Source organism: Bacillus sp. NTK034 (assembly GCF_017303275.1).
Classification (GTDB): Bacteria; Bacillota; Bacilli; order Bacillales; family Cytobacillaceae; genus Cytobacillus.
The window spans coordinates 275,552-297,362 of the sequence record NZ_JAFKOJ010000001.1; the positions used below are offsets into that span (position 1 = coordinate 275,552).

At 40.1% G+C, this 21,811-nt stretch carries 25 protein-coding genes; 16 read left to right on the forward strand and 9 right to left on the reverse strand.

All coding sequences use genetic code 11. The features are described from left to right. The first annotated feature begins 2 nt into the window (after positions 1-2). Positions 3-887 carry an RluA family pseudouridine synthase gene (locus JI665_RS01445; protein ID WP_206835348.1) on the forward strand — a complete coding sequence of 295 codons (885 nt, stop codon included), beginning with the start codon at positions 3-5 and terminating at the stop codon, positions 885-887. A gap of 32 nt (positions 888-919) precedes the next feature. On the opposite strand, the gene prpE is transcribed toward JI665_RS01445, so the two are convergent. Continuing rightward, complete coding sequence (gene prpE, locus JI665_RS01450; protein ID WP_206835351.1) at positions 920-1,654, reverse strand: bis(5'-nucleosyl)-tetraphosphatase PrpE; 735 nt, start codon at positions 1,652-1,654, stop codon at positions 920-922. 377 nt (positions 1,655-2,031) lie between these two features. On the opposite strand from prpE, the gene mgtE reads away from it, so the two are divergent. From mgtE to JI665_RS01470, 4 genes are all read left to right on the forward strand, one after another. Continuing rightward, complete coding sequence (mgtE, locus tag JI665_RS01455) at positions 2,032-3,411, forward strand: magnesium transporter (RefSeq protein WP_206835354.1); 1,380 nt, start codon at positions 2,032-2,034, stop codon at positions 3,409-3,411. A 12-nt stretch (positions 3,412-3,423) separates the two neighbouring features. Beyond that, entirely contained in the window at positions 3,424-5,283 is a 1,860-nt protein-coding gene (locus tag JI665_RS01460; RefSeq protein ID WP_206835357.1) for a monovalent cation:proton antiporter family protein, read from the forward strand. A 137-nt stretch (positions 5,284-5,420) separates the two neighbouring features. Further along, entirely contained in the window at positions 5,421-6,191 is a 771-nt protein-coding gene (gene fabI / locus JI665_RS01465; protein ID WP_206835360.1) for an enoyl-ACP reductase FabI, read from the forward strand. A 117-nt stretch (positions 6,192-6,308) separates the two neighbouring features. Next, positions 6,309-6,851 (forward strand): CotO family spore coat protein, encoded by a 543-nt coding sequence (locus tag JI665_RS01470; protein ID WP_206835363.1) that lies wholly within the window; start codon positions 6,309-6,311, stop codon positions 6,849-6,851. 64 nt (positions 6,852-6,915) lie between these two features. On the opposite strand, the gene JI665_RS01475 is transcribed toward JI665_RS01470, so the two are convergent. Then, complete coding sequence (locus tag JI665_RS01475; protein WP_206835365.1) at positions 6,916-7,419, reverse strand: CotY/CotZ family spore coat protein; 504 nt, start codon at positions 7,417-7,419, stop codon at positions 6,916-6,918. A gap of 127 nt (positions 7,420-7,546) precedes the next feature. Here JI665_RS01475 and JI665_RS01480 point away from each other — a divergent pair, with 127 nt between their 5' ends. From JI665_RS01480 to JI665_RS01510, 7 genes are all read left to right on the forward strand, one after another. Continuing rightward, positions 7,547-7,900: a DUF1360 domain-containing protein gene (locus tag JI665_RS01480; RefSeq protein WP_206835369.1), complete on the forward strand. Its 354-nt coding sequence runs from the start codon at positions 7,547-7,549 to the stop codon at positions 7,898-7,900. 332 nt (positions 7,901-8,232) lie between these two features. Continuing rightward, the gene (locus JI665_RS01485) at positions 8,233-8,706 is read left to right on the forward strand and encodes a YhcN/YlaJ family sporulation lipoprotein (RefSeq protein WP_206835373.1); all 474 of its coding nucleotides are present in this window, start codon (positions 8,233-8,235) and stop codon (positions 8,704-8,706) included. 15 nt (positions 8,707-8,721) lie between these two features. Beyond that, on the forward strand, positions 8,722-9,195 hold the full coding sequence (gene spoVAC / locus JI665_RS01490; RefSeq protein ID WP_061791561.1) for a stage V sporulation protein AC: 474 nt from the start codon (positions 8,722-8,724) through the stop codon (positions 9,193-9,195). After that, positions 9,195-10,208, forward strand: coding sequence for a stage V sporulation protein AD (spoVAD, locus tag JI665_RS01495; RefSeq protein WP_206835376.1), 1,014 nt, complete (start codon positions 9,195-9,197; stop codon positions 10,206-10,208). The genes spoVAC and spoVAD overlap by 1 nt, the downstream gene beginning before the upstream one ends. Positions 10,209-10,221: 13 nt before the next feature. Further along, a complete protein-coding gene (gene spoVAE / locus JI665_RS01500; RefSeq protein WP_206835378.1) occupies positions 10,222-10,578 on the forward strand; it encodes a stage V sporulation protein AE in 357 nt (118 codons plus the stop codon). 168 nt (positions 10,579-10,746) lie between these two features. Beyond that, on the forward strand, positions 10,747-10,860 hold the full coding sequence (locus JI665_RS01505; protein ID WP_019381501.1) for a YjcZ family sporulation protein: 114 nt from the start codon (positions 10,747-10,749) through the stop codon (positions 10,858-10,860). Between the two features lie 145 nt (positions 10,861-11,005). Then, positions 11,006-11,260 carry a stage VI sporulation protein F gene (locus tag JI665_RS01510; RefSeq protein ID WP_206835380.1) on the forward strand — a complete coding sequence of 85 codons (255 nt, stop codon included), beginning with the start codon at positions 11,006-11,008 and terminating at the stop codon, positions 11,258-11,260. A gap of 40 nt (positions 11,261-11,300) precedes the next feature. Here the strand turns inward: JI665_RS01510 and JI665_RS01515 are convergent, their stop codons facing one another. Next, entirely contained in the window at positions 11,301-13,619 is a 2,319-nt protein-coding gene (locus tag JI665_RS01515; RefSeq protein WP_206835382.1) for a UvrD-helicase domain-containing protein, read from the reverse strand. A gap of 204 nt (positions 13,620-13,823) precedes the next feature. Between JI665_RS01515 and JI665_RS01520 the strand changes: the two genes are divergently transcribed. Continuing rightward, the gene (locus tag JI665_RS01520; RefSeq protein WP_206835383.1) at positions 13,824-14,108 is read left to right on the forward strand and encodes a hypothetical protein; all 285 of its coding nucleotides are present in this window, start codon (positions 13,824-13,826) and stop codon (positions 14,106-14,108) included. A gap of 130 nt (positions 14,109-14,238) precedes the next feature. Here JI665_RS01520 and JI665_RS01525 read toward each other — a convergent pair whose 3' ends face one another. The 4 genes from JI665_RS01525 to JI665_RS01540 all read right to left on the reverse strand — a co-directional run bounded on the left by JI665_RS01525 (position 14,239) and on the right by JI665_RS01540 (position 16,882). Next, positions 14,239-14,913 carry a DUF421 domain-containing protein gene (locus JI665_RS01525; protein ID WP_206835385.1) on the reverse strand — a complete coding sequence of 225 codons (675 nt, stop codon included), beginning with the start codon at positions 14,911-14,913 and terminating at the stop codon, positions 14,239-14,241. Positions 14,914-15,016: 103 nt separating this feature from the next. Then, on the reverse strand, positions 15,017-15,439 hold the full coding sequence (locus JI665_RS01530; protein ID WP_206837613.1) for a GNAT family N-acetyltransferase: 423 nt from the start codon (positions 15,437-15,439) through the stop codon (positions 15,017-15,019). A gap of 8 nt (positions 15,440-15,447) precedes the next feature. Further along, entirely contained in the window at positions 15,448-15,966 is a 519-nt protein-coding gene (locus tag JI665_RS01535) for a YjcG family protein (RefSeq protein ID WP_206835390.1), read from the reverse strand. A gap of 190 nt (positions 15,967-16,156) precedes the next feature. Next, positions 16,157-16,882 carry an alpha/beta hydrolase gene (locus tag JI665_RS01540; RefSeq protein ID WP_206835391.1) on the reverse strand — a complete coding sequence of 242 codons (726 nt, stop codon included), beginning with the start codon at positions 16,880-16,882 and terminating at the stop codon, positions 16,157-16,159. A 264-nt stretch (positions 16,883-17,146) separates the two neighbouring features. On the opposite strand from JI665_RS01540, the gene JI665_RS01545 reads away from it, so the two are divergent. The 3 genes from JI665_RS01545 (at position 17,147) to JI665_RS01555 (ending at position 20,745) form a co-directional block, all read left to right on the forward strand. Continuing rightward, positions 17,147-18,139: a TAXI family TRAP transporter solute-binding subunit gene (locus JI665_RS01545; protein WP_206835394.1), complete on the forward strand. Its 993-nt coding sequence runs from the start codon at positions 17,147-17,149 to the stop codon at positions 18,137-18,139. 127 nt (positions 18,140-18,266) lie between these two features. Next, positions 18,267-18,797: a DUF1850 domain-containing protein gene (locus JI665_RS01550; protein WP_206835397.1), complete on the forward strand. Its 531-nt coding sequence runs from the start codon at positions 18,267-18,269 to the stop codon at positions 18,795-18,797. Further along, the gene (locus JI665_RS01555; RefSeq protein ID WP_206835399.1) at positions 18,787-20,745 is read left to right on the forward strand and encodes a TRAP transporter permease; all 1,959 of its coding nucleotides are present in this window, start codon (positions 18,787-18,789) and stop codon (positions 20,743-20,745) included. The genes JI665_RS01550 and JI665_RS01555 overlap by 11 nt, the downstream gene beginning before the upstream one ends. Positions 20,746-20,822: 77 nt before the next feature. Here JI665_RS01555 and JI665_RS01560 read toward each other — a convergent pair whose 3' ends face one another. Then, positions 20,823-21,407, reverse strand: a complete 585-nt coding sequence (locus JI665_RS01560; protein WP_206835401.1) for a hypothetical protein — start codon at positions 21,405-21,407, stop codon at positions 20,823-20,825. A 176-nt stretch (positions 21,408-21,583) separates the two neighbouring features. Further along, positions 21,584-21,802 carry a hypothetical protein gene (locus JI665_RS01565; RefSeq protein ID WP_009331165.1) on the reverse strand — a complete coding sequence of 73 codons (219 nt, stop codon included), beginning with the start codon at positions 21,800-21,802 and terminating at the stop codon, positions 21,584-21,586. Positions 21,803-21,811 lie beyond the last annotated feature (9 nt).

Here is a 21,811-nt window from a genome sequence, read left to right on the forward strand (position 1 = left end):
TCATGGAGCGTTTTAAATTACAATGGAAAATTACTGCCCCGCAGGCGGGCTCGTTAATCAGGGAATTTTTAAAAGAGAATGATATTTCTAAAACTGCACTTACTGACATAAAGTTTGCTGGCGGCTTCATTAAAGTGAACAATGTGGAAGTCAATGTCCGCTATGAGTTAAAGGAAGGAGATATCCTTCAGGTTGGTTTTCCGGAAGAAGTTCCCAGTGAAGGCATGAAGGGTGAAGACTTGCCCCTTGATATTCATTATGAAGATGATTATCTTCTTGTAGTAAATAAACCGGCAGGTGTTAGTACCATTCCTTCGAGAGAACATCCTTCGGGAAGTTTGGCTAATCGGCTGATTGGATACTATCAGCGAATAGGCTTAAAGTCTGCAGCACATATCGTGACTCGACTGGATCGAGATACTTCCGGCTTGGTTTTAATTGCGAAACACAGGCATGTGCATCATTTGCTTAGCCAGCAGCAGCGCTTCCGTAATATCCAGCGCACTTATGAAGCCTTTGCAGAAGGGGCAGTCATCTGGGATGCTGGTACTATAGAACAGCCGATTGCGAGAAAAAAAGACAGTATTATTGAGCGGGAAGTTAGTGAGGAAGGTCAATACGCATGTACTCATTATCAGGTAATCAGCCGCCGCAAAGAATTTACTCATGTAAAATTAAAGCTTGAAACTGGCAGAACTCATCAGATCAGAGTCCATTTGGCCTGGCTTGGTTATCCTCTTGCGGGTGATGAATTGTATGGAGGCACAAGACAGATTATCAGGAGGCAGGCACTGCACTGCTGCAGCCTTTCCTTCAATCATCCCTTTCTGCACAGAACCCTTTTGTTTGAACAGAAGCTACCAGAAGATATGAATTGCCTATTATAAAAGCCGGCATTAACATTTGCCGGCTTTTTGGATTAATTCTTCCTAAATTTTTCTTCCACATAAGGCATGCCTGACTGGACTGACATGAATTCCATTTCAGGATATCTAAGTGCAGTTAATTTATTGCCAAAAACAGCACCTGTATCAATATTAAAGGTGTTATTGATTTTCCTGACTTCCTTTACAGGAGTATGCCCATAGACAACTGCTGCCTTACCCTCATACTGTTTAGCCCAATCCCGTCTTACAGGTGTACCGTCAGGATTTTTTTCTCCAGTTATATCTCCGTAAAGAACAAACGTTTTAACTTTGGATGAATGTTTCCCAATATAGCTTTCCTTAATTCCAGCATGGGCGATTACCAGTTTATTGTTGTCGAGTACATGGTATAGCGGTGAATTTTCATATAATTCAATAAATTTTCTTTTAATTTCCTTTTGTGATTGCGGGTCAAGCTGCTCATATTCAGCTGCTGTGGTTTCCAGGCCATGTGTAATTTGAACTTTATTTCCTAAAAAGAAGCGGTATAGTTTATTGCAATGATTGCCCGGGACATAGTGTGCCAGGTCATTTGCGACAAGGTTATATACTGCATCGATGACTGCCAGAGATTCTGGTCCTCTGTCTGTTAAGTCTCCTACAAAGGCAAGTTTTCTATTACTTGGGTGTACAGGAAATCCCCTCTTCCAGCAATAGCCCATTTCCAATGTCAGCTGTTTAAATTCAGCAAAGCAGCCATGAATATCACCAATAATATCAAGTCTCATAATTAGGCTCCTTTAATAGTTCTACTGTTATGATATCAATTTTCATAATATTTATCATGACGCTCCATTTTTCAAGCTGAAGAGAAAGCTTGGACGGTTTTAAGTTCAAGGAATGGGAAAATTAAAAATAAGAAAAATTCTTCATTAACGTTCATCTGATCTTATGGTTGTTCAGAGACGACAAAAAAACAAAGATTTGCTAGTATAGTGAAGTACGTTTTCCTGTTATGCGTTTTAATGGGCAAAGAGCTTGTGGTTTGTGCAGGCAATATCAATTCCACAGCTAGAATGAATTTGTCCCCATTTTCTCAGAATTCCTGTGCTGGGGATAACATTCCAAAAGGATGGTTTCATTGTATGAGAGGAGGTAAATTCTTATGGAAGATCACGCAGAGGAAAAGTCTGATTCCCACATCAATGCCGGTCTTTTAATCCAATCTTTACAAAATGAAGAAATTGATATCTTCAGGAATGAATTTCTTGATATGCACCCTTATGATCAGGCTTCATTTTTTAAAGATCTGGATGAGGACATCCGGGCAAAAATTTATCTATATCTCTCTCCGGAAGAAATGGCAGCTCTATTTGAAAATCTGGAGATTGAGGAAGAAGAATATAAAGACGTCCTAGCTGAGATGAATCCCCACTATGCTGCGGATATGCTTTCAGAAATGTATGCCGATGATGCCGTTGATGTGTTAAATGAACTTGACAAAGACCAGGTTGTCAGCTATTTGACAATTATGGATGATGAATCGGCAAAAGAAATTAAGGATTTGCTTCATTACGAAGAATATACAGCAGGAAGTATCATGACGACGGAATTTGTCTCTCTGTCAGCCAATCAGACGGTTCGTTCTGCTATGTATATCCTGAAAAATGAAGCTCCAAGGGCGGAAACCATTTATTATGTGTACGTTGTTAATGACGAGAAGAAACTTATTGGCGTTATTTCATTAAGGGATTTAATAGTAAGTGATGATGATACGATGATTTCGGAAATTACAAATGACAGAGTAGTTTCCGTATCAGTTGGCGAAGATCAGGAAGAGGTCGCAAGAAAAATTAAAGACTATAACTTCCTTGCCGTTCCGGTTGTAGATTTTCAAAACCATTTGCTGGGTATTATTACAGTTGATGATGTTATGGATGTTATGGAAGAAGAAGCATCTGATGATTACTCTAAATTGGCTGCTGTATCGGATATGGATCATATTGACCGGAATCCAGTTTCTGCAGCGCGTAAACGGCTTCCCTGGCTTATCATCCTGTTGTTTTTAGGTATGTTAACTGCAAGCCTTATCGGAAGATTTGAGGATACATTGGATAAGGTTGCGATTCTGGCTGTTTTCATTCCTCTTATTGCAGGGATGGCAGGAAATACAGGGACTCAGGCGTTGGCCGTTGCTGTCCGGGGTATTGCTACAGGAGACCTGGAGAAAGAAAATAAGTGGAAACTGGTGATAAGGGAAGCCGGGACTGGGTTAATTAATGGAGGCATTTGCGGTATTCTTGTTACTTTCATTGTTTACTTCTGGAAGGGAAACTTCTTTCTTGGTGTTTTAGTTGGCGTTTCAATTTTGTTTACATTAATAGTAGCCACTCTTGCCGGTGCGCTGATCCCTCTGCTTATGCACAGGATGAAAATTGACCCGGCTGTAGCATCAGGTCCATTTATTACAACTATTAATGATCTAATCAGTATTTTAATTTATTTTGGAATGGCGACATTATTTATGAGCTACTTAACAGGCTAAGGAGGTTATTTTATGGAACATGGGGCATCGGTAGCATCACTGGTCATTGTTATATTGGCAGCTTTTATCACGCCCATTTTGCTGCACCGGCTGAAAATTAATTTCATCCCTGTAGTGGTTGCAGAAATTCTTATTGGTTTGATTATCGGTAAGAGCGGTTTTGATATCGTGCATGAAGATATGTGGCTGGAAACTCTTTCAACTCTTGGATTTATATTTCTGATGTTCCTGAGTGGTCTGGAAATTGACTTCACAGCTTTTTCTTCTGCAAAGAAGAGAGAAAAGCTCCCAAGCGGGAAGCTTGAGCCAAACTCTTTTGCTGTTTCTTCCATTGTATTTATAGGAATATTTCTGGTTTCATTGGGTCTATCACATTTATTTGTCTGGGCAGGATTCATTGATAATGCTTTTTTAATGACTTTAATTATTTCGACCATCTCTCTGGGAGTTGTGGTTCCTACACTTAAGGAAGCGCATTTAATGAAAACAGGTATAGGGCAAATCATTCTGCTGATTGCCGTTATTGCAGATTTGGCTACGATGATTCTGCTGGCTGTGTTTGTTTCATTAAATGATACAGGCGGAGGGAATACCTGGCTGCTTCTCGTCTTATTTGGCGTAGGTGTATTGCTTTATTTCCTGGGAAGAAGGTTCAAAAACCTAAATTTCCTTGAAGCGATGTCTACAGGGACTGTTCAGATTGGAACAAGAGCAGTATTTGCTCTGATCATTTTCCTTGTGGCATTATCAGAAACAGTTGGGGCAGAGAATATATTAGGTGCGTTCCTGGCCGGGGTTCTTGTATCATTGCTGGCACCAAATCAGGAAATGATTCATAAGCTGGATTCTTTTGGATATGGATTCCTCATCCCGATTTTCTTTGTGATGGTAGGGGTTGATCTGAACGTATGGTCATTGTTTGGGGATCCCAAGATGCTCATGCTTATTCCATTGCTGCTGATTGCTCTACTGCTCTCAAAACTGATCCCGATTTATATTTTAAAAAGATGGTATGACATCAAAACGGTTATTGCCTCGGGTTTCTTGTTAACTTCAACTCTTTCACTTGTTATTGCTGCAGCAACGATAGGTGAAAGAATGGACGTCATAACCGCAGAAATGAGCGGAACATTGATCTTGGTTGCTGTCATTACAAGTATATTTACTCCTGTAGTCTTTAAAAAGCTATTCCCTCAGGAAGCGGCAGAAGAGAAAAAGCTTAAAGTGTCCTTCATTGGTGCAAATCAGATGACTATGCCAATCTATAATGAACTTAAGTCATCCCTTTACGAACCAGCTTTGTATCATAAAAAGCAGGAAAAGGCGGAAAAGCAGATAGCTGACTCTTTGTTTGATATCATTGAAATTGAGGAGTTTGATATTGAAAATTTTGAAGGTACAGAAGCATTTAATTCAGATATTGTAGTAATCTCCACAGGTGATGAAGAGACAAATGCCACATTATCCATTGCTTTTAAAGAAAAGGGAGTGGATCGTGTCATTTGCCGGATGGAAAGCCCTGATATGGAAGAAACTCTACGGGAACATGATATTGAGCTATTTTCAACCATTCTTTCGTCTAAGGCGCTGCTTCGTGCTTTAATCGAGTCACCAAGTGTGGTGAACATTTTAACGAACCAGGAGACAGCTTTATATGAGATCCGATTAAAGAATGAGCAGTTTGAAGGCATGATGCTTCGGCGATTCCCTTTTACAGGGGATGTAATTTTCGTACGCATATTTAGAGGAAAAGATTCAATTGTTCCGCACGGTGATACTGAACTGCATGTCAATGACCGCCTGATTGTTACGGGATCTAAGGAATACGTTGATGAATTAAAAAGGGAACTTGAATTTTGTGAATGGTGTTAGGGCTGCCTGACATCTGTCTTGCCGAAAAAGTTCTGCTTTTAGAGCAGGATTTTTTCGGCTTTTCTTTTCAGATGAATTGATGTACAATTAGTACTAGGTACTAATAACATGTAATAATAAATCAGGAGGATTTTAAAATGACTCTTTCACTAAATGGAAAAACATTCGTTGTAATGGGTGTGGCAAATAAAAGAAGTATTGCATGGGGAATTGCCAAATCACTTCATGATGCTGGTGCCCGCTTAATCTTTACATATGCGGGAGAAAGACTTGAGAAAAGTGTGCGTGAATTGGCAGACTCACTGGAGGATGTACAGTCATTAGTTCTTCCTTGTGATGTAACAAGTGATGAAGATATCGCGAAATGCTTTGGCACGATTAAGGAAGAAGCTGGTGTAATTCATGGAATTGCCCACTGCATCGCCTTTGCCCATAAAGAAGAACTTCAGGGAGAATATATGAACACGACAAGAGACGGGTTTCTATTAGCTCACAATATCAGCTCTTATTCACTAACTGCAATTGCCAAGGAGGCAAAAGGATTAATGACAGAAGGCGGAAGCATTGTGACTCTCACATACCTTGGCGGTGAAAAGGTTGTGAAAAATTATAATGTTATGGGTGTAGCAAAAGCCTCTCTTGATGCAAGTGTCAAATATTTAGCCAACGACCTTGGTAAGGATGGAATTCGGGTTAATTCCATTTCAGCAGGTCCAATCAGGACTCTTTCTGCAAAAGGGATCAGCGAATTTAATTCTATCCTGAAAGAAATTGAAGAACGGGCTCCTCTCCGTAAAACAACTACTCCGGAAGAAGTAGGGGATACAGCATTATTCTTATTCAGCAGCCTGTCACGCGGAATTACCGGGGAAAATATCCATGTGGATTCCGGTTATCATATACTCTAATAGAAATTGCCTGCTCTAATGTGAGCGGGCTTTTTTTATTTACATCAGAAACGAAAGCCCATCTTCTGCATACATATAATACGATGAAACATTAAGATTGCGGAGGTGTGCAAAAAAATGGCTGAGAAAAAAGAGAAGGAACCATTATTTTATATACAGCAGCCGAGTTTTAAATTTCCAGAGACGAAGATGCAAACAGTCTATTCCAGCAGAAAAGCAGAGCTGGAGCGCAAACAGGAACAAAAAGGCAGTGTAACGGAACCCGCGAAAACAATAAATGACCAGACGGAGTCCGATGAAAAGATCGAAAATATGACCGAAGTAAAGGTGCAGGCAGCTATTGAAGAATTTGAATCAGGCAGGGAAGAGAAAAAAGAAAGTGCATCCTTTGCTTTCACCACTGAAAAAAGAAAGCCTGCTTTCAATCGTGTAAAAAGTTTTAAGGAAATGGATACGCTTGAGCGCCTGGAATACTTAATTGAATTCCCTAAACAGCTCCCGCCCATACCATGTATATTTGAAACCGGCGATAAGGCTATAAGGGGATTTTTGGTTTCAAGAAATGAAGAATGCATCGAGGTTAAGCTGTTTGATGATACAATCGAACAATTAAATCTTCAATCTTTAAATGCAGTAAAAATGATTGGTCTAAGACGGTAAAACTGGATGCTTGAGAATGTCGGCCGAAAAATAGCCAGCCGAATGGTCGGCTGGCCTCTTTTAATTAGTCTTCACAGATATCCAGGTCAACATCTGCAATACATTGAACAGCGCAGAAGCATGTTAAATCAACAGTTACGCAGTCATCAGTGGCTAAGAAATAGTCTACCTCACAAACTTTCTTCAAGTCTATGCAGCAATCATCAGCCAGGTTGACTACTTTGTCACGACCTTCTTTCCTATTTACTGGAAGAAGTACTCGGAGCACGGCACAGCAATTATCGAAAACTTCTTCTACTCTGAAGAAGATGGATACGCATGCACAGTCATCTCCTTTAAAGAATGCATGGAATGGTGTACCATCTGCTGTCTTTAGTGTGAAGACTCGAGTATCCGGACGCTTATGACGGCGTTTGCTTGAAGGTGATATCGCTCCAAGCGGCTCCAGGAAACAGTTTGAAGGGCATTCGCACACATCTTCTGCGTTATCTTGAATATCTTTTATAGCACGAACTACTTCACATACACAGCTTTTGCCTTTGAAGTCGTCTTTTTTTCCACAACCCATTTTTGTTTTCCTCCTTGTTTGTTTCTTGTGGTCTACACTACTAACATATTGCTGGCGGGCCCTTTGGGATACGGACAAACGCCTTATTTTCAAAAAAATAGGCTATTTTTAAAATTGAGGTGAAAACATGGATATATCAGCTATGGAACTGTTGATTCTCTCACTTGCGAGCTTCAGGCTGACAAGATTAATGGTATACGATAAAATAACTGAGTTTTTGCGCAAGCCTTTCCTTAAAGAAGTAGAAGAAAAAAATCAAGTTGGAGAAACTGAGATATATTTGGTGGTAAGAGAAGGAAGAATTCGGGGATTTTTCGGGGAGCTTTTAAGCTGTTACTGGTGTACAGGGGTTTGGAGTGCCATATTTATATATGCTGTATATTACTTTTATGCATCCTGGTCAGCTCCAATACTGATGATTTTGGCAGTTGCCGGACTTGCAGCTATTATCGAATCCCTGGTGCAAAAATTAATAAATTAGCATATAACTTTTTGTACAATCGCGTAGGCATTTGTTTTACACAAGCATTGAGGCTCAGCATAAATTAAATAGAGGAAATTATTGATTAATGGAGGGCCTCATCAATGCTAAATGATTATAAAAATCAGCAAACGGAAAAATCACAGCCTGTCAGCAAGAAAAAGAAAAAGGGATGCGGATGCGGAAAAAAAACGAAGAAAGCTCAATAGCCGGATATACCGGCTTTTTTTATTGTTTAATTTCTGGAAAAAATAGGATGGATAGTGGTGTAAATAAATCCAAAACAATTCGAGGACAATATAATTAAAGATTCTACATAGGAAGGGACTATTATGAAAAAAAGACTTTTATCATTTATTGCATTTTCACTTATCTTATTATCAGGCTGCAGCGGAGACGGAAAGGTGACGGAAAGCGACCTTGCGCTCCTCAAAACGACTAATCCCCCTGCCGTATTAATTGATAAAAATACAAAGGGAAATTTGGATTTAGTTGAAAATATTGAGCATGATGTCGAAAAAATGAAAGAACTTTATGATGTTGCAGTGGTCAAAAGCAATGGGGATACACTTGTTGCTTATAAAGTGAAGCACTTGCAGCGATTCCACATGAAAAAAATTGAAAAGAAAATGACAAAAATGCTTGAGGAAAAATACCCTGATGAGAACTTCATTGTTTCAAGCGATTATAAAATCTTTATTGAGGCAGTAGAACTCCAGGAAAAAATGAAAGATCCCGATTTTACAGACAAAAAGGCTAAAAAGAAACTTGATAAAATCATTAAGCTTAAAAATGAAATGACATAGGAAGGGAGAAGGGGTATGAGTAAAAAAGCAAATAAAACACCTGAACAGCAGCAATATGAGCAGCTTGAGCAAAAACATGAGCTGAAGCGCCCGGTCTTGAAAAATTGTATTCGTGCTTTCTGGGTAGGAGGGCTTATCTGTGTAGTCGGACAGGCAATCACTTATTTTTATATCTACTTTTTTAACTTCACGGAACAGACAGCTGGAAATCCAACAGTTGCTACCATGATTTTTATCTCCATGCTGCTGACAGGTTTTGGCGTTTATGACCGATTGGGCCAGTTTGGCGGAGCAGGCAGCGCAGTTCCTGTAACTGGTTTTGGAAATGCTGTGATTTCAGCGGCTATTGAGCATCGTACGGAAGGTTTTGTGCTGGGAGTAGGCGGGAACATGTTCAAGCTTGCTGGGTCGGTTATTCTATTTGGTGTGTTTTCGGCTTTTGTAGTGGCCCTGATTAAAACGTTATTAATTATTTGGGGGGTAATTTAATGCTAAAGGGAAAACAATCTTGGGTCTTTCAAAACCGCCCGGTAATTACAGCTGCTGGTGTATCCGGCGGGCCATTTGAGGCAAACGGCAACCTGTCAGAGGATTTTGATGTTCTTCATGATGATTTATGGATGGGTGAAGACTCTTATGAAAAAGCACACCGAATCCTTTTGGAAGAGGCGGGACAGACGGCCTTAAATAAGGCAAATATCCAAAAGGAGGATGTTCAGTTTTATATTGCCGGGGATTTAATTAATCAGATCACACCTTCAAGTTTAAGTGCAAGAACGATTCAAATCCCGTATTTCGGGATTTTCGGAGCTTGTTCAACTTCAATGGAAGGACTTGCGCTCGCATCCTTTATTGTTAATTACCAAGGTGCTGATTACGTTTTGACAGGTGCTTCCAGTCATAATGCCGCTGTTGAAAAACAATTCAGATACCCGACAGAATATGGAGGCCAAAAGCCCCCAACAGCCCAATGGACAGTAACTGGTGCAGGTGCGGCTCTGATTTCAGCGAAAGGAGTTGGTTCAAATATGCCGGTTACCACTTCTGCCACAATCGGCAAAGTTATCGATATGGGACTGACAGACCCTTTTAATATGGGAGGAGCCATGGCGCCTGCAGCAGCAGATACCATTACTGCACACTTCAAAGACATGCAGCTGGATCCATCGCATTACGATTTGATCGTCACAGGGGACCTGGGGAGAATTGGTCAGGAAACCGCTTATGAACTGCTCACAAATAATGGATTGAAAATAGACAGAGAGAAATTTAAGGATTGCGGTTTAATGATTTATAAAGATGATCAGCCAGTCCAAGCTGGAGGAAGCGGTGCAGGATGCTCGGCTGCTGTCCTTTATGGACATCTATTGAATCGAATGAAACAGGGGACTTATAGGAGAATTCTTGTCGTCGCTACGGGTGCACTATTATCCCCATTGACATTCCAGCAAAATGAGAGCATCCCTTGTATTGCTCATGCTGTTTCTATCGAAATGACTTAAAGGAGGAATTTGTATGCTGCCTATGTTTTTCTGGGCTTTTGTAATTGGAGGCCTATTTTGCGTATTTGGCCAGCTAATGTTTGATGTTTTTAAGCTAACACCTGGCCATACATTAAGTCTTTTGGTTGTAATAGGAGCTGTTCTTGATGGAGTTGGACTCTATGAACCACTTGCAGACTTTGCGGGAGCCGGCGCGACGATCCCCATAACCAGCTTTGGGAATTCCCTTGTCCATGGAGCCCTTCAGGAAGCTGATCAGCATGGGCTTGTCGGTGTATTGACCGGAATGTTTGAAGTAACGAGCTCCGGTATTTCAGCTGCGATAATCTTCGGATTTATCGGTGCCCTTATTTTCAAGCCAAAAGGCTAAGTGGCATTAGATATAAAAAATTTACACAAGAATGATCTTCAAGTTAATTAAAAACAAGCCCTTATTACAATTTGACCGAATAAACCAAGCCTGCCTTGGGAGCTTGCCCATACCCCCTGCTTAATTAACACATATGTTGTAGGGAGAAATCTAAGTGAGGTGAGAGGCATGGGCTATGGCTATGGAGGCTGCGGATATGGCGGGGGCTATGGAAATACGTTTGTTCTGATCGTTGTTCTTTTCATTTTACTCATTATCGTCGGAGCAAGTTTCTACAATTAGATTTACACAGGCTGACTCAGAACCGGCAGCAGGTTTTGTGTTGGCTTTTTTGCATATATGGTACATAAATTATTAATACATTTCACGTTTTCCGCCTACCTTCATAAGATATAAAGGAGTAAATGAAGGAGCGTGAGTGTTCAGGATGGATAATAACTTTTTTAAAAACCTTGAAAAGAAAACAGGCGTAAATATGAAGGATGTTTTTGAACTGGCCGGCTCTTTGCAGAATGCAAATTTTAAAGATGAAAAAACAGTGCGAAATGTAATCAAGAGGGTTTCGCAAATTGCTAACAAACCCGTTTCCAAGGATACGGAAGACAAGATTGTGAAATCGATCGTTGCTGATGGAAAACAGCTTGACTTTAATACCATTTCGCAGATGATAAATAAAAAATAACAGGAGAAACCTGGCGATATAAATCAGCCAGGTTCTTCTGTTAATTACTGCCTTTATTCCTGCCGCTTCTTGTAATGGGAGCAAGGAACCTTGAGGCATATGACTTTCGTCCGCGCCTTTTTTCCGGCACAGAAATATACAAATCCTTCCTGGCTCTTGTTACTGCAACATACATCAGCCTTCTTTCTTCCTCTAATGGGGAAGATTCACCTGAACGGTAAGCTTCTAGTGCGTGATCATGCGGGAGGTTTCCTTCAACTGCACCGGCAACATAAACAACGTTATATTCAAGCCCTTTTGCACGGTGGATTGTGCTTAATGTAATAGCATTATCCTTATTCCTGCTGAGGCGCTTGATTTCTTTGTTCATGGCTTTCATATGTTCAGTATGTTCCAGAAACTCATGAAGAGATTGAAAGTTACGTGCAGCGACCTTTAAATCTTTTATATCATCAGAGCCTTTATCCATTTTATTGCCTTCATTACCTCGTTTTTTTAAAAAGTCCTGGAAGCCAAGCTCTTTTTCAACCGTTTCAATTGCAGTGAGGGGACTGAGTCCTGAGATGGATCTGGTAACAGGAATCACTTTTTTTAACTTGCTTTCCTGAAAAGCAAATCCTGTTTTTATAAACTTTAGGCACTCCAGCATTGAGCAATCCTGCAAGATGCTTTCTGCCTTAATATCCTGAAGGACTGATTGTTTAACAAACAGAGACGGCAGCATATCTTTCAAAGCATTCTGGTCATCCTCATTTAACGATAACTTTAGAAAAGCAAGCATGCTTCGAACAATAAACCGATCATAAAATGATTCGGCATCCTGATCTAATTTAAACGGCAGACTGGAATTGGCCAGCCTTTCAAAAATGGCCCTGCTCCCGGTATGGGTACGGAATAATACTGCGAAATCCTGCGGCTCATATCCTTCTTCAATTTTTTCCTGCATATCAGTCATGATCATCGTAGCTTCTTCTTCCTCATCATAAGGAAAAAAGAGGAAAGGATGCTGTTTACCAGAAAATTGGGCATTCATGCTTTTTGCGCGTCTATGTTTATTTAAAGATATGATTTGGTTTGCAGCTGATACGATCTCGTGAGCAGAGCGGTAATTCTGATTCAATGTTATAACCTTAGCACCAGGGAAATCTTTTTCGAAATCTAAAAGATATTGGGGATCGCTTCCTCTGAAAGCATAAATAGATTGATCATCGTCACCCACTGCACAGACATTTTTTGTTTTATTGGACAGCATTTTCATAAGCTCATATTGAACATTATTAATATCCTGGAACTCATCGATCAGGAAATAATGAAAGCGATTCTGATATTGTTCAAGAATTTCAGGCTTTTCATGAAAAAGAGAATGGCAGCCTGTCAGCATATCATCAAAATCAAATAATTCTTTTCTTAATTTGGTTTGTTCATACCTTTGATAAAGAATCGCGGTCTGTTCCTCCCAATCATTCTTTGGATGAACCTTCCCAGGTATCATAAGAGAATTTTTCCAAAAGCTAATTTGCTGGAGGGCAAGGTCAAAGGCAAATTCCTTTTCATCGAGCTTTAAGTCTTTGCTGGATTCCTTAATGATCTGTTCCCTCTGCCATTCTTTATTAAGCAGCTTGCCGGAAGACCATTTTTCTGGATTGTGGAAGGAGAGAATCCGGTAAAACAAGCTGTGAAAAGTGCCGGAAACGATTTGCCTGACTTTTCGTGAATCCATTCCGGGATATTGGGTAAGGCGCTCCTTCATTTCAGCAGCAGCCTTAGCTGTAAAGGTAACGAGCATTATGGATTTAGGATCGATATCTTTTTCGCGCAGCATAAAAGCAGTCCTGGTTGTTAAAACTCTGGTCTTGCCGCTCCCTGCACCTGCAAGAACGAGCAGAGGCCCATCAATATGTGAGACAGCAGCTGCCTGCTGTTCATCCAAAAAGACTCCTGCTTGTGAAAGGGACTTTAAGTATTCATCAGGGAAACTTGGATTTTGAGTGCTTTCTTGGATATAGGGGGGGATATTTTTTGCCGGCTGAGCTTTTTTAAAGGCTGATTCGATTTCTTTTACAGCAGCAGAAGCAATTTGCCTTGAAACAGGCATATTAAAGCCATTTCTTTCTATATATTCTTCAGTCTCAATCTTGGCCGATTCTTGTTTCATCATCTTATCCTTGCACATTCTGCTGCTTTGCTGAATATGATAAAAATGAGGCTCATCCATAATTCCTAAATACAAACGGACAGAAGCTCCGCAATCAGGGCAAAACAGCTTTCCTTTTTTGCCTTCTTCATAAATATGCTGAAAACTTTCTCGATTTAATTGTTCCAGATTCACTGTTTTATTAAGTAAAATTGCTGTCTTCATAAAAAATACCCCATTTTTATAAATTGCCGAGTTTAAGTTATTAATCATCTTCTAACAATAAGACCGATTTTATCATAACAAACCGGTAAAGGATTCTAAAGTGCTTTTCTGTTTAAAGTTTTATGTAAACGGGTACATAAAAATAAATATTGTTTCGTATTCCTTTAATAAACAGATACATAAAGAATGGAGAGAGGGGCATTCATGGGCTACATTTTACCTGTAACTTCATATCAATATAATCAGTATGCAGAAAGAGAGATTGGCACAAAATATGATCCATTTCGTTTCGTGCCAGTTGCCAAAATATCGGCACAATCCAATTCAAAAGGTTTCCGTCATGAGCTTCCTCTTGAAATTCAAAGAAGGTTAACCAAATCAAATCCTCAGCAGCGGGCAGATATCCAAACACGCAGCACCAGAAAAAAAGCAGAAGAAACATACGGCGAGCTGACGGGCAAAGGCCGCTATATCAGTGAATGCATCTAAGAAAAGCGGAAGTGCCTGCCCACCCCTGACAAGCACAAGACAAGCTTGTGACCTCGAGGGGGTAGGCGCTGGAGCTGGACAAGTTATCTAACTTATGGTATCTAAACCCATAAAAAAAGGAAGGAGAGGCTTAGTACGTTTGCACGTGCAAAGCCTCTCCTTTTTTCCACTCAGCGTATAAGACACCTTTGACATTATTTGCGCCGTTGTTTTTAATTTCATTAATAAGCTTTGCTTCGTCCCAATTGATGCTTTTGAGATTATCCCAAATCACTTCTCCGTCTAAAATTAATGTTACAGGCAGCTCGATCATATTAATAGGGAGATTCAAATCCTGTAAGGTTGGTGTCGAGTAAAGCGGTTTTTTCAATGCACTGACCGTTCCATCTGTTTCAAGAATAGCATATTCGCATTCCCTGATTGAAAAAACGTCCTTTGAACGGAGGAGGTGCTGGAGCTGATTAATGTCGAGATGATTTTTCTTCAGTTCTTCATAGACGATTTTTCCTTTTTTTATAACAATAGAGGGCTCACCCTCAAGGAGTTTACGTGCCCTTTTAAATTTCTGGGTAAGGATTTCAGTTGCGTAGATGAGAATCCCCCATACTGCAACAGCAAAGAATATTTCCGGGATTCCAGTCTCCTGATCGTATAGGGCATTTCCCACCAGCTCGCCTAGCACGATGGCAGAGATGAAATCAAAAGGAGTAATCTGTGTAATCTGTGTTTTGCCCAGGAGTTTTGCCATAATAAATAAGAAAATATATCCTATCACAAGTACACTTATGATATGTAAATATTCCATTCAAACCACTCCTTAAATTGCTGTATCTGGAATAGTGTTTGCAGAAGGCCCTAAAATTATTGCATACAAAAAGCTCCTGCCATTCCTGGCAGAAGCTTGTCGGTTATATCGTTTTTTTCATTGTACGGTGGGGAATCCCAGCATCCATGAATTCTTCGGAGATTACCTGATAGCCCAGCTTTTCATAAAAAGGGATAGCCTGCGTCTGGGCATTTAATTTTAAGGCAGGCAAGCCTTGTTTCTTAGCATGCTCTTCAATTTTATCCATTATTGCTTTTCCTGATCCGCTCTGGCGGTTCTCCTTCAGAACGCATATTCTTTCCACTTTGCCATTGCCGTCAACTGTGCGGAATCTTCCGGCACCTGCGGGAATGCCATTATTATATAATACAAAATGGACTGCTTCGTCTTCGAACTGATCAATTTCCTCTTCTTCAGGAACATTTTGCTCGTTGATAAAAACTTGTTTGCGGACGGAGAAGGCATCGTCCAATTCTTGTTCAGATGAGACAACTTTAACTTCCACTTTTTTCACTATTCCTTTCCTAGCCTGAATGTTTCATAGACGGTCCATGAGCCATTTTCCAGCTGATATAAAAGATGAAAACGATCCACAACCTCTTCATGATTCACAGGCTGCATTCTTAAGCTCCCATATACATCTGAATGTTCATCATTGGAGAGTTTTTGTCCGATGGTAATATGGGGGACAAAATTATATTCAGGTGTTTCGCCAGTAATATGATCATTCAGTTCAATATGTAACTCTTCGAGCTGGACTGAAGGTTCAATTTTGAAATAAATGACATTGTTGACAGGCTGGAAAGAGCTTATTTTTGTAGCGTTTATTTGAAATGGCTCGTGTTTCTCAGCTATTCCATGAAGTGTTTCCGTCAGCTGTTTTATTTCTTCTTCAGATGCTTCAAAGCGCGATCTTAAAGTTACATGAGGAGGAATTAAAGCATAATGCGGATCATACCGCTTTCTAAAAGAATTGGCCAAATCCTGCAATTTTTTTGACGGGAAAATAACTATGCCGTAATTAGTGTTCATACAACAACCTCCATGTTTATTAATATTTTTTTAACTGGCAGGCTAAACGAAATGAAAAACACTTGGTTGGTCTATTATAGCAAATTTTCTAAATTCATTATATAATTATACCTTTTTTCATAATAAAAAACAGTGTGTCGAGGTAATCTTTTTATCGCGAAAGAATAGTGCTTTTCACACAATTTCAAATTTAAAACATTGTCTTTAGCGCTCTTTTTAAATCTGGCTGCCAGTATGTCCATGTATGATCCCCATCGAATTCATCATAGAAGTAAGGAAATTGTTTTTGCTTAAACAAACTGGATAGATCCCGATTTGGAGTAAGAAAATCTTTCTCTGCACCTCCTGTGGTTTTTACAGATGTCTCGCCTTTCCCGATAACGTGATAAATATTAAGAAGGTGGGTCTGCGTAAATTCATGCACTGCCTCTGTAACGGAGGTATCAACATAAGGTGATTGAAGAATTAATCTCCCAAAAGTATTAGGGTATTGCAGGGCCGCCATTAATGAAACAGTTGCCGCAAGGGAGTCTCCCATAAGGGCACGTCCCATTCCCATTTGATAAGTAGGGAATTCACGGTCAAGATATGGAACAAGCTCATGTGCAAGAAAACGGATATAAGCATTATGCTGTTCACCGTCCGGATGATATTTCTTCCATCTGTCTTTGACGTTTTTATAAGGGACTCCAACAATGATGATATTTTCGATTTCTTTTTCGTTTAATAATTCATCTGCGATGCGCCCGACTCTCCCCAGCTGGAAGTAATCCTTGCCATCCTGGGCAATAACAACAGTGTATTTATATAAAGGTGAAAAGGAAGCGGGCAAATAAATGAGCAGCTCAACCTCTTCGCCAAGTTCCTTGCTTTCGATTACAGTATCTTGTATTGATCCTCTAGGGTAATCCATCATTTCTGTTCCTCCGTTTAGTTCTGTTATGTAAGAGTTTACATAGAGATTTTATCATATATATATAGGAATTGCTTTTTACATGCATTCTCATTCATGGGCCATGGTGCTTTATTATAGGTAAAATTTACAGAGGAGGGGAATCAGCATGCTATAAGAACAATTAACAGCAAATATAAAAAGCAAGGAGGGATCATTTGACAATTCAGATAAGGTTTATGTTAGTATATAATTGATAAAATCTAATCTTTATAAGGGGGAAATAGGATGAAAAAGAGAAGTATATTCCTAGCCACAGCTTTGCTGTTAGCGCTTTCTATGGTTCTTGCAGCCTGCGGCGGCGGAAAAGATGAAGGCGGCGGCGATGGAGAAGGCGGCGCAGACAAGCCTAAATTCATGAGCATTGTAACTGGTGGAACAGGCGGTACATACTATCCGCTGGGCGGATCATTCGCTGAGATTATTTCTGATGCTACAGGCATTGATACAAATGCTGAAGTTTCAGGTGCATCTGCAGAGAACATGAACACACTGAAAGACGGCAATGCTGAAATTGCTTTCTCTCAAACTGATATTGCTTCATATGCACAAGAAGGAAAATTAATGTTTGAAGGTGCAGCAGTTGATAATGTGAGTGCGATTGGAACGCTTTATCCGGAAACAATCCAGATCGTTACTACTGCAAAATCTGGCATTAAATCTGTTGAAGACTTAAAAGGCAAAAAAGTTTCAATCGGAGCTCCTGGTTCAGGAACTGCTGCAAATGCAGAACAGATTCTTGAAGTGCACGGAATCAAATTGGATGACATTCAAAAGCAGGATCTTTCCTTTGATGAGTCAACTGCCGGAATTCAGGATGGCAATATTGATGCAGCATTCGTTACAGCAGGAACTCCTACAGGTGCTGTTGAAGGACTTTCTGCAACTGAAGATGTTGTGATCATTCCGATTGAACAGGACAAAATCGATGCATTAATCGAAAAATATCCTTACTATGTACAGGATGAAGTGCCATCAGGAACATATAAGCTTGCAGAAGCTGTGCCAACAGTAGCAGTACAGGCAATGCTTGTTGTTTCAAATGACCTTTCAGAGGATGTAGTTTATGATGTTACGAAAGCAATCTTTGAGAACCTTGACAAAGTTACACATGCCAAAGGGAAAATGATTAAGGCAGAAAATGCTGTCAAAGGTACTGGCATTGAACTGCACCCTGGTGCTAAAAAGTACTTTGACGAAAAAGGCTTTAAAGCTGAATAATCTTTCAATAACATAATCCAATGATGAAATTTGGCCGGCTGTAAAACCTGATAAGGTTATTGCGCCGGTCAATTAATTTTAAAAAAATTATTGTATAAGCTGACAAAATTTTTTAGGTGGAGGTTCCATGAATTTTTATAAGCCAGGGAATAAAAAAGCGGTCCTGGCACTCCTCGTTATCATAACCATCGCAATCATGTTCTTCATACCCATTAAGCAGGCAGTTGTTTTTGAGTATCAAAACAAAGGAAAAGTGATTGCTTATTTCCCGATTAAAGAGGACAGAACCTTTAAAATAAAGTATACACACTCCATCCATCTTACAGATGTTGTAGAAAGCTATAGTATAACCGGGGATGGAAGTATTAAATTGTTCGAACTCATGTATGAGGATTTTGCCATCGGCATGCCTGATAATGCCTCAGATGGAGAAACATTTGAACAAAAGGACGGCAAATATTATATTAAGAATATGAAAAGGGTTTTTCCTTCATTTGACTTAAGGCTTGGTAAGGTGAGAGCAAATCACAGATTGATTTTGAAAGGCGAAGAATATGTCCTTTCAGATTATATCGAACCTGGCACATGGGTACGGATAAAGGCGAAAAAAATAAACTTATTCGAGGTGTTGAAAGGAGTGAATATCCTTGGAAAATAAAGGGGAAACGTTATCTCTTGAGGAACAGCAGAAATTGCTGGAAAAATACGATCCAGAGGCTGGTACAAGGAAATTAGGAGGCGTATTAGGCTGGATTGTCTTTTTTGGGCTATTAGCATTTTCATTGTTCCATTTATATACAGGGGTTTTTGGGATGCTTACAGCCCAGCTGCAGCGTTCGATTCATTTAGGCTTTGCATTAGCCCTAATATTTCTATTATTCCCTGCAAGGAAGAAAGACAGAGGAAGAAAGAATAAAGTTGCCTGGTACGATATCATTTTAGCCATACTGGGTATTGCTGTAGGTGCTTATTGGCCGCTTTTTATTGATGAAATTGTCATGAGGGCCGGCCGTTTGACCGAGATAGATTTTTATGTAGGACTAATTGCAGTGCTTCTGGTTCTGGAAGCGACAAGGCGAGCGGTAGGACTTCCAATAACCATTATTGCTGTCATTTTTCTCGCCTATGCTATGTTTGGGCCATATATGCCGGCATTTTTGGCGCACCGGGGTCTTGATTTAGAAAGATTGGTGCAGACCATGTTCTTTACGACAGAGGGAATCCTGGGTACCCCCTTAGGCGTATCTGCTACGTTTATTTTCCTATTCTTGTTATTTGGTTCATTTCTTGTAAAAACTGGTGTAGGGCAGTATTTTAATGATTTAGCTGTGTCCATCGCCGGAAAGAGAACTGGCGGGCCAGCGAAAGTTGCCATTTTCTCAAGTGCTCTACAGGGAACCATCAGTGGAAGTTCTGTAGCTAACGTAGTAACTTCAGGCTCTTTTACCATTCCAATGATGAAAAAGCTTGGATACAAGAAAGAATTCGCTGGCGCAGTTGAAGCGACTGCATCAACCGGCGGCCAAATAATGCCTCCAATCATGGGTGCTGCTGCATTCCTGATGGTTGAGTTTATTGGAGGCGGCATTACTTACTGGGATATTGCAAAGGCAGCAGCTATTCCTGCACTTCTTTATTTTGCCGGTGTCTGGATAATGACTCATTTCGAAGCAAAACGTGTAGGACTTAGAGGGCTGAAAGATGAAGAGATGCCTAACCGAAAGGAAGTAATGAAGAAGATTTATCTGCTGCTGCCAATTTTGGCAGTTATCATCCTGCTAATGAGCGGAATGAGTGTAATACGTGCTGCTCTTTGGTCAATTGTAATTACGGTTGCAGTAAGTATGATAAGCAAGGAAACGCGCATTGGTTTCAGAGATGCTATCGATGCATTAGTTGATGGTGCACGCACGGCTTTGGGCGTTGCTGCAGCAACAGCTGCTGCAGGTATTATTGTTGGAGTAGTTGTTAAAACAGGTCTTGGATTAAAGATGGCGAATGGCCTTCTTGATCTTTCAGGAGGGCTGTTGATCCCAACTTTGATGCTGACAATGGTTGCAGCAATTATCCTTGGAATGGGGTCACCTACAACTGCAAACTATGTTATAACATCAACAATAGCCGCCCCGGCAATCATCCTACTTGGGGTACCTGATTTATCTGCTCACTTATTTGTGTTCTATTTCGGTATTGTAGCAGATGTCACACCGCCAGTTGCTCTTGCAGCATTTGCGGCGGCTGGTGTATCTGGCGGAGATCCGATAAAGACGGGAGTATCAGCGTCCAAGCTTGCGATCGGGGCATTTATAATTCCATACATGTTTGTCCTTTCACCGGAGTTATTGATGATTGATACAACCTGGTATTACCTAATTTGGGTAGTATTCACCGCTTTGGCAGGTATGATGGCAATTGGCGCTGGCGTAATTGGCTACTGGCTGCGTAAATTGAATATTTTTGAAAGACTGCTGGGAATTGCAGGGGGTCTATTGCTTATCTACCCTGAAGGGGTTACTGATATTGTTGGATTAGTAATTTTTGTCCTGTTGATTGCATTGCAGGTTTTCATTAAAAAAGACGATCAGGCAAAACCGCAAACAGCATAATAAATAAATAAATAAATTAAGAAGGAAGGATGCTCACATGATGAGATCCTTCCTTTTTGTTTCTGCAGATTAGCCTGTCAGGCTCCTTGATCGCTATGGCCGATTGAAAGGGTGGCATTAACATAATCGTTTTCGCTGCTGGTTAATAACACAGTGAATGTACCAGGTTTATCTCCTTCATATACTTCATCACTGAGGGTTTCTTTTAATAGTTGGCTTTTATACTCAATGATTTCACGCTGATTGTTATCATCTTTAAATCTGTTCACCTCTTCAGCATCTTTCGGAATGCGTTTTTCGATAAAAGCAAGAACCTCTTCATTACTCATATCTTTTTCCATATCTTCAAATTGCAGCTCAACAGTTACTGCCCGATGAGTTTGAAACTCTACCAGCATACTGTCTCCGTTGAAGCGGGCTATTTCATCATTATTTTTATTTTCCCCATAAGCCTTTGTGAAAAGATCCCGTGTGTCTCCTAAACCAACTTCTTCAGTGATCTTTTTGTTATCTTCCGGAGCTTCCTCTGTTTCCGCCCGCTGTTCTTCCGTAGAAGGATTATTCTTGTCTTCATCCTCTGCAATTTGCTCTTCATTCTGATTACAGCCTGCCAGTATAAGGATTGCTGAAAACAAAGCAGCAATCAATGAGTAGCATTTCATAAAATCCTTCCTTTCTTTAGCTTAAATTATTTAAGGCCAAATCCCGATTAGAGAGTATATACCCGAATGAGGACCAGATAATCGGAGAAAGAAAGGAGCATAATAAAAAGCCGTACTTCCCATGTGAAATACAGGCTTTGATGATTAAAATGAAATATTTTGAAAGAAGGCTCCTTTTAGCTAATCTGGCGAGCTTTCTTTTCGGGCAAAATGGACATGATATGGTTCAAGTTGAAGATGCGCATTTGTTTTCTATATAAACAATAGGCTAAAATCGTGCTGCCTCGAAGTTCTTTGATTAATATTCTTCTTTGTGTAAATGAATTGCGTTTGGAGAGATAAATGATTTCCACAGGCTTTCTCTCTTCCATAGCTCGATAAAGAATTCCTTTCATTAGAGAAAT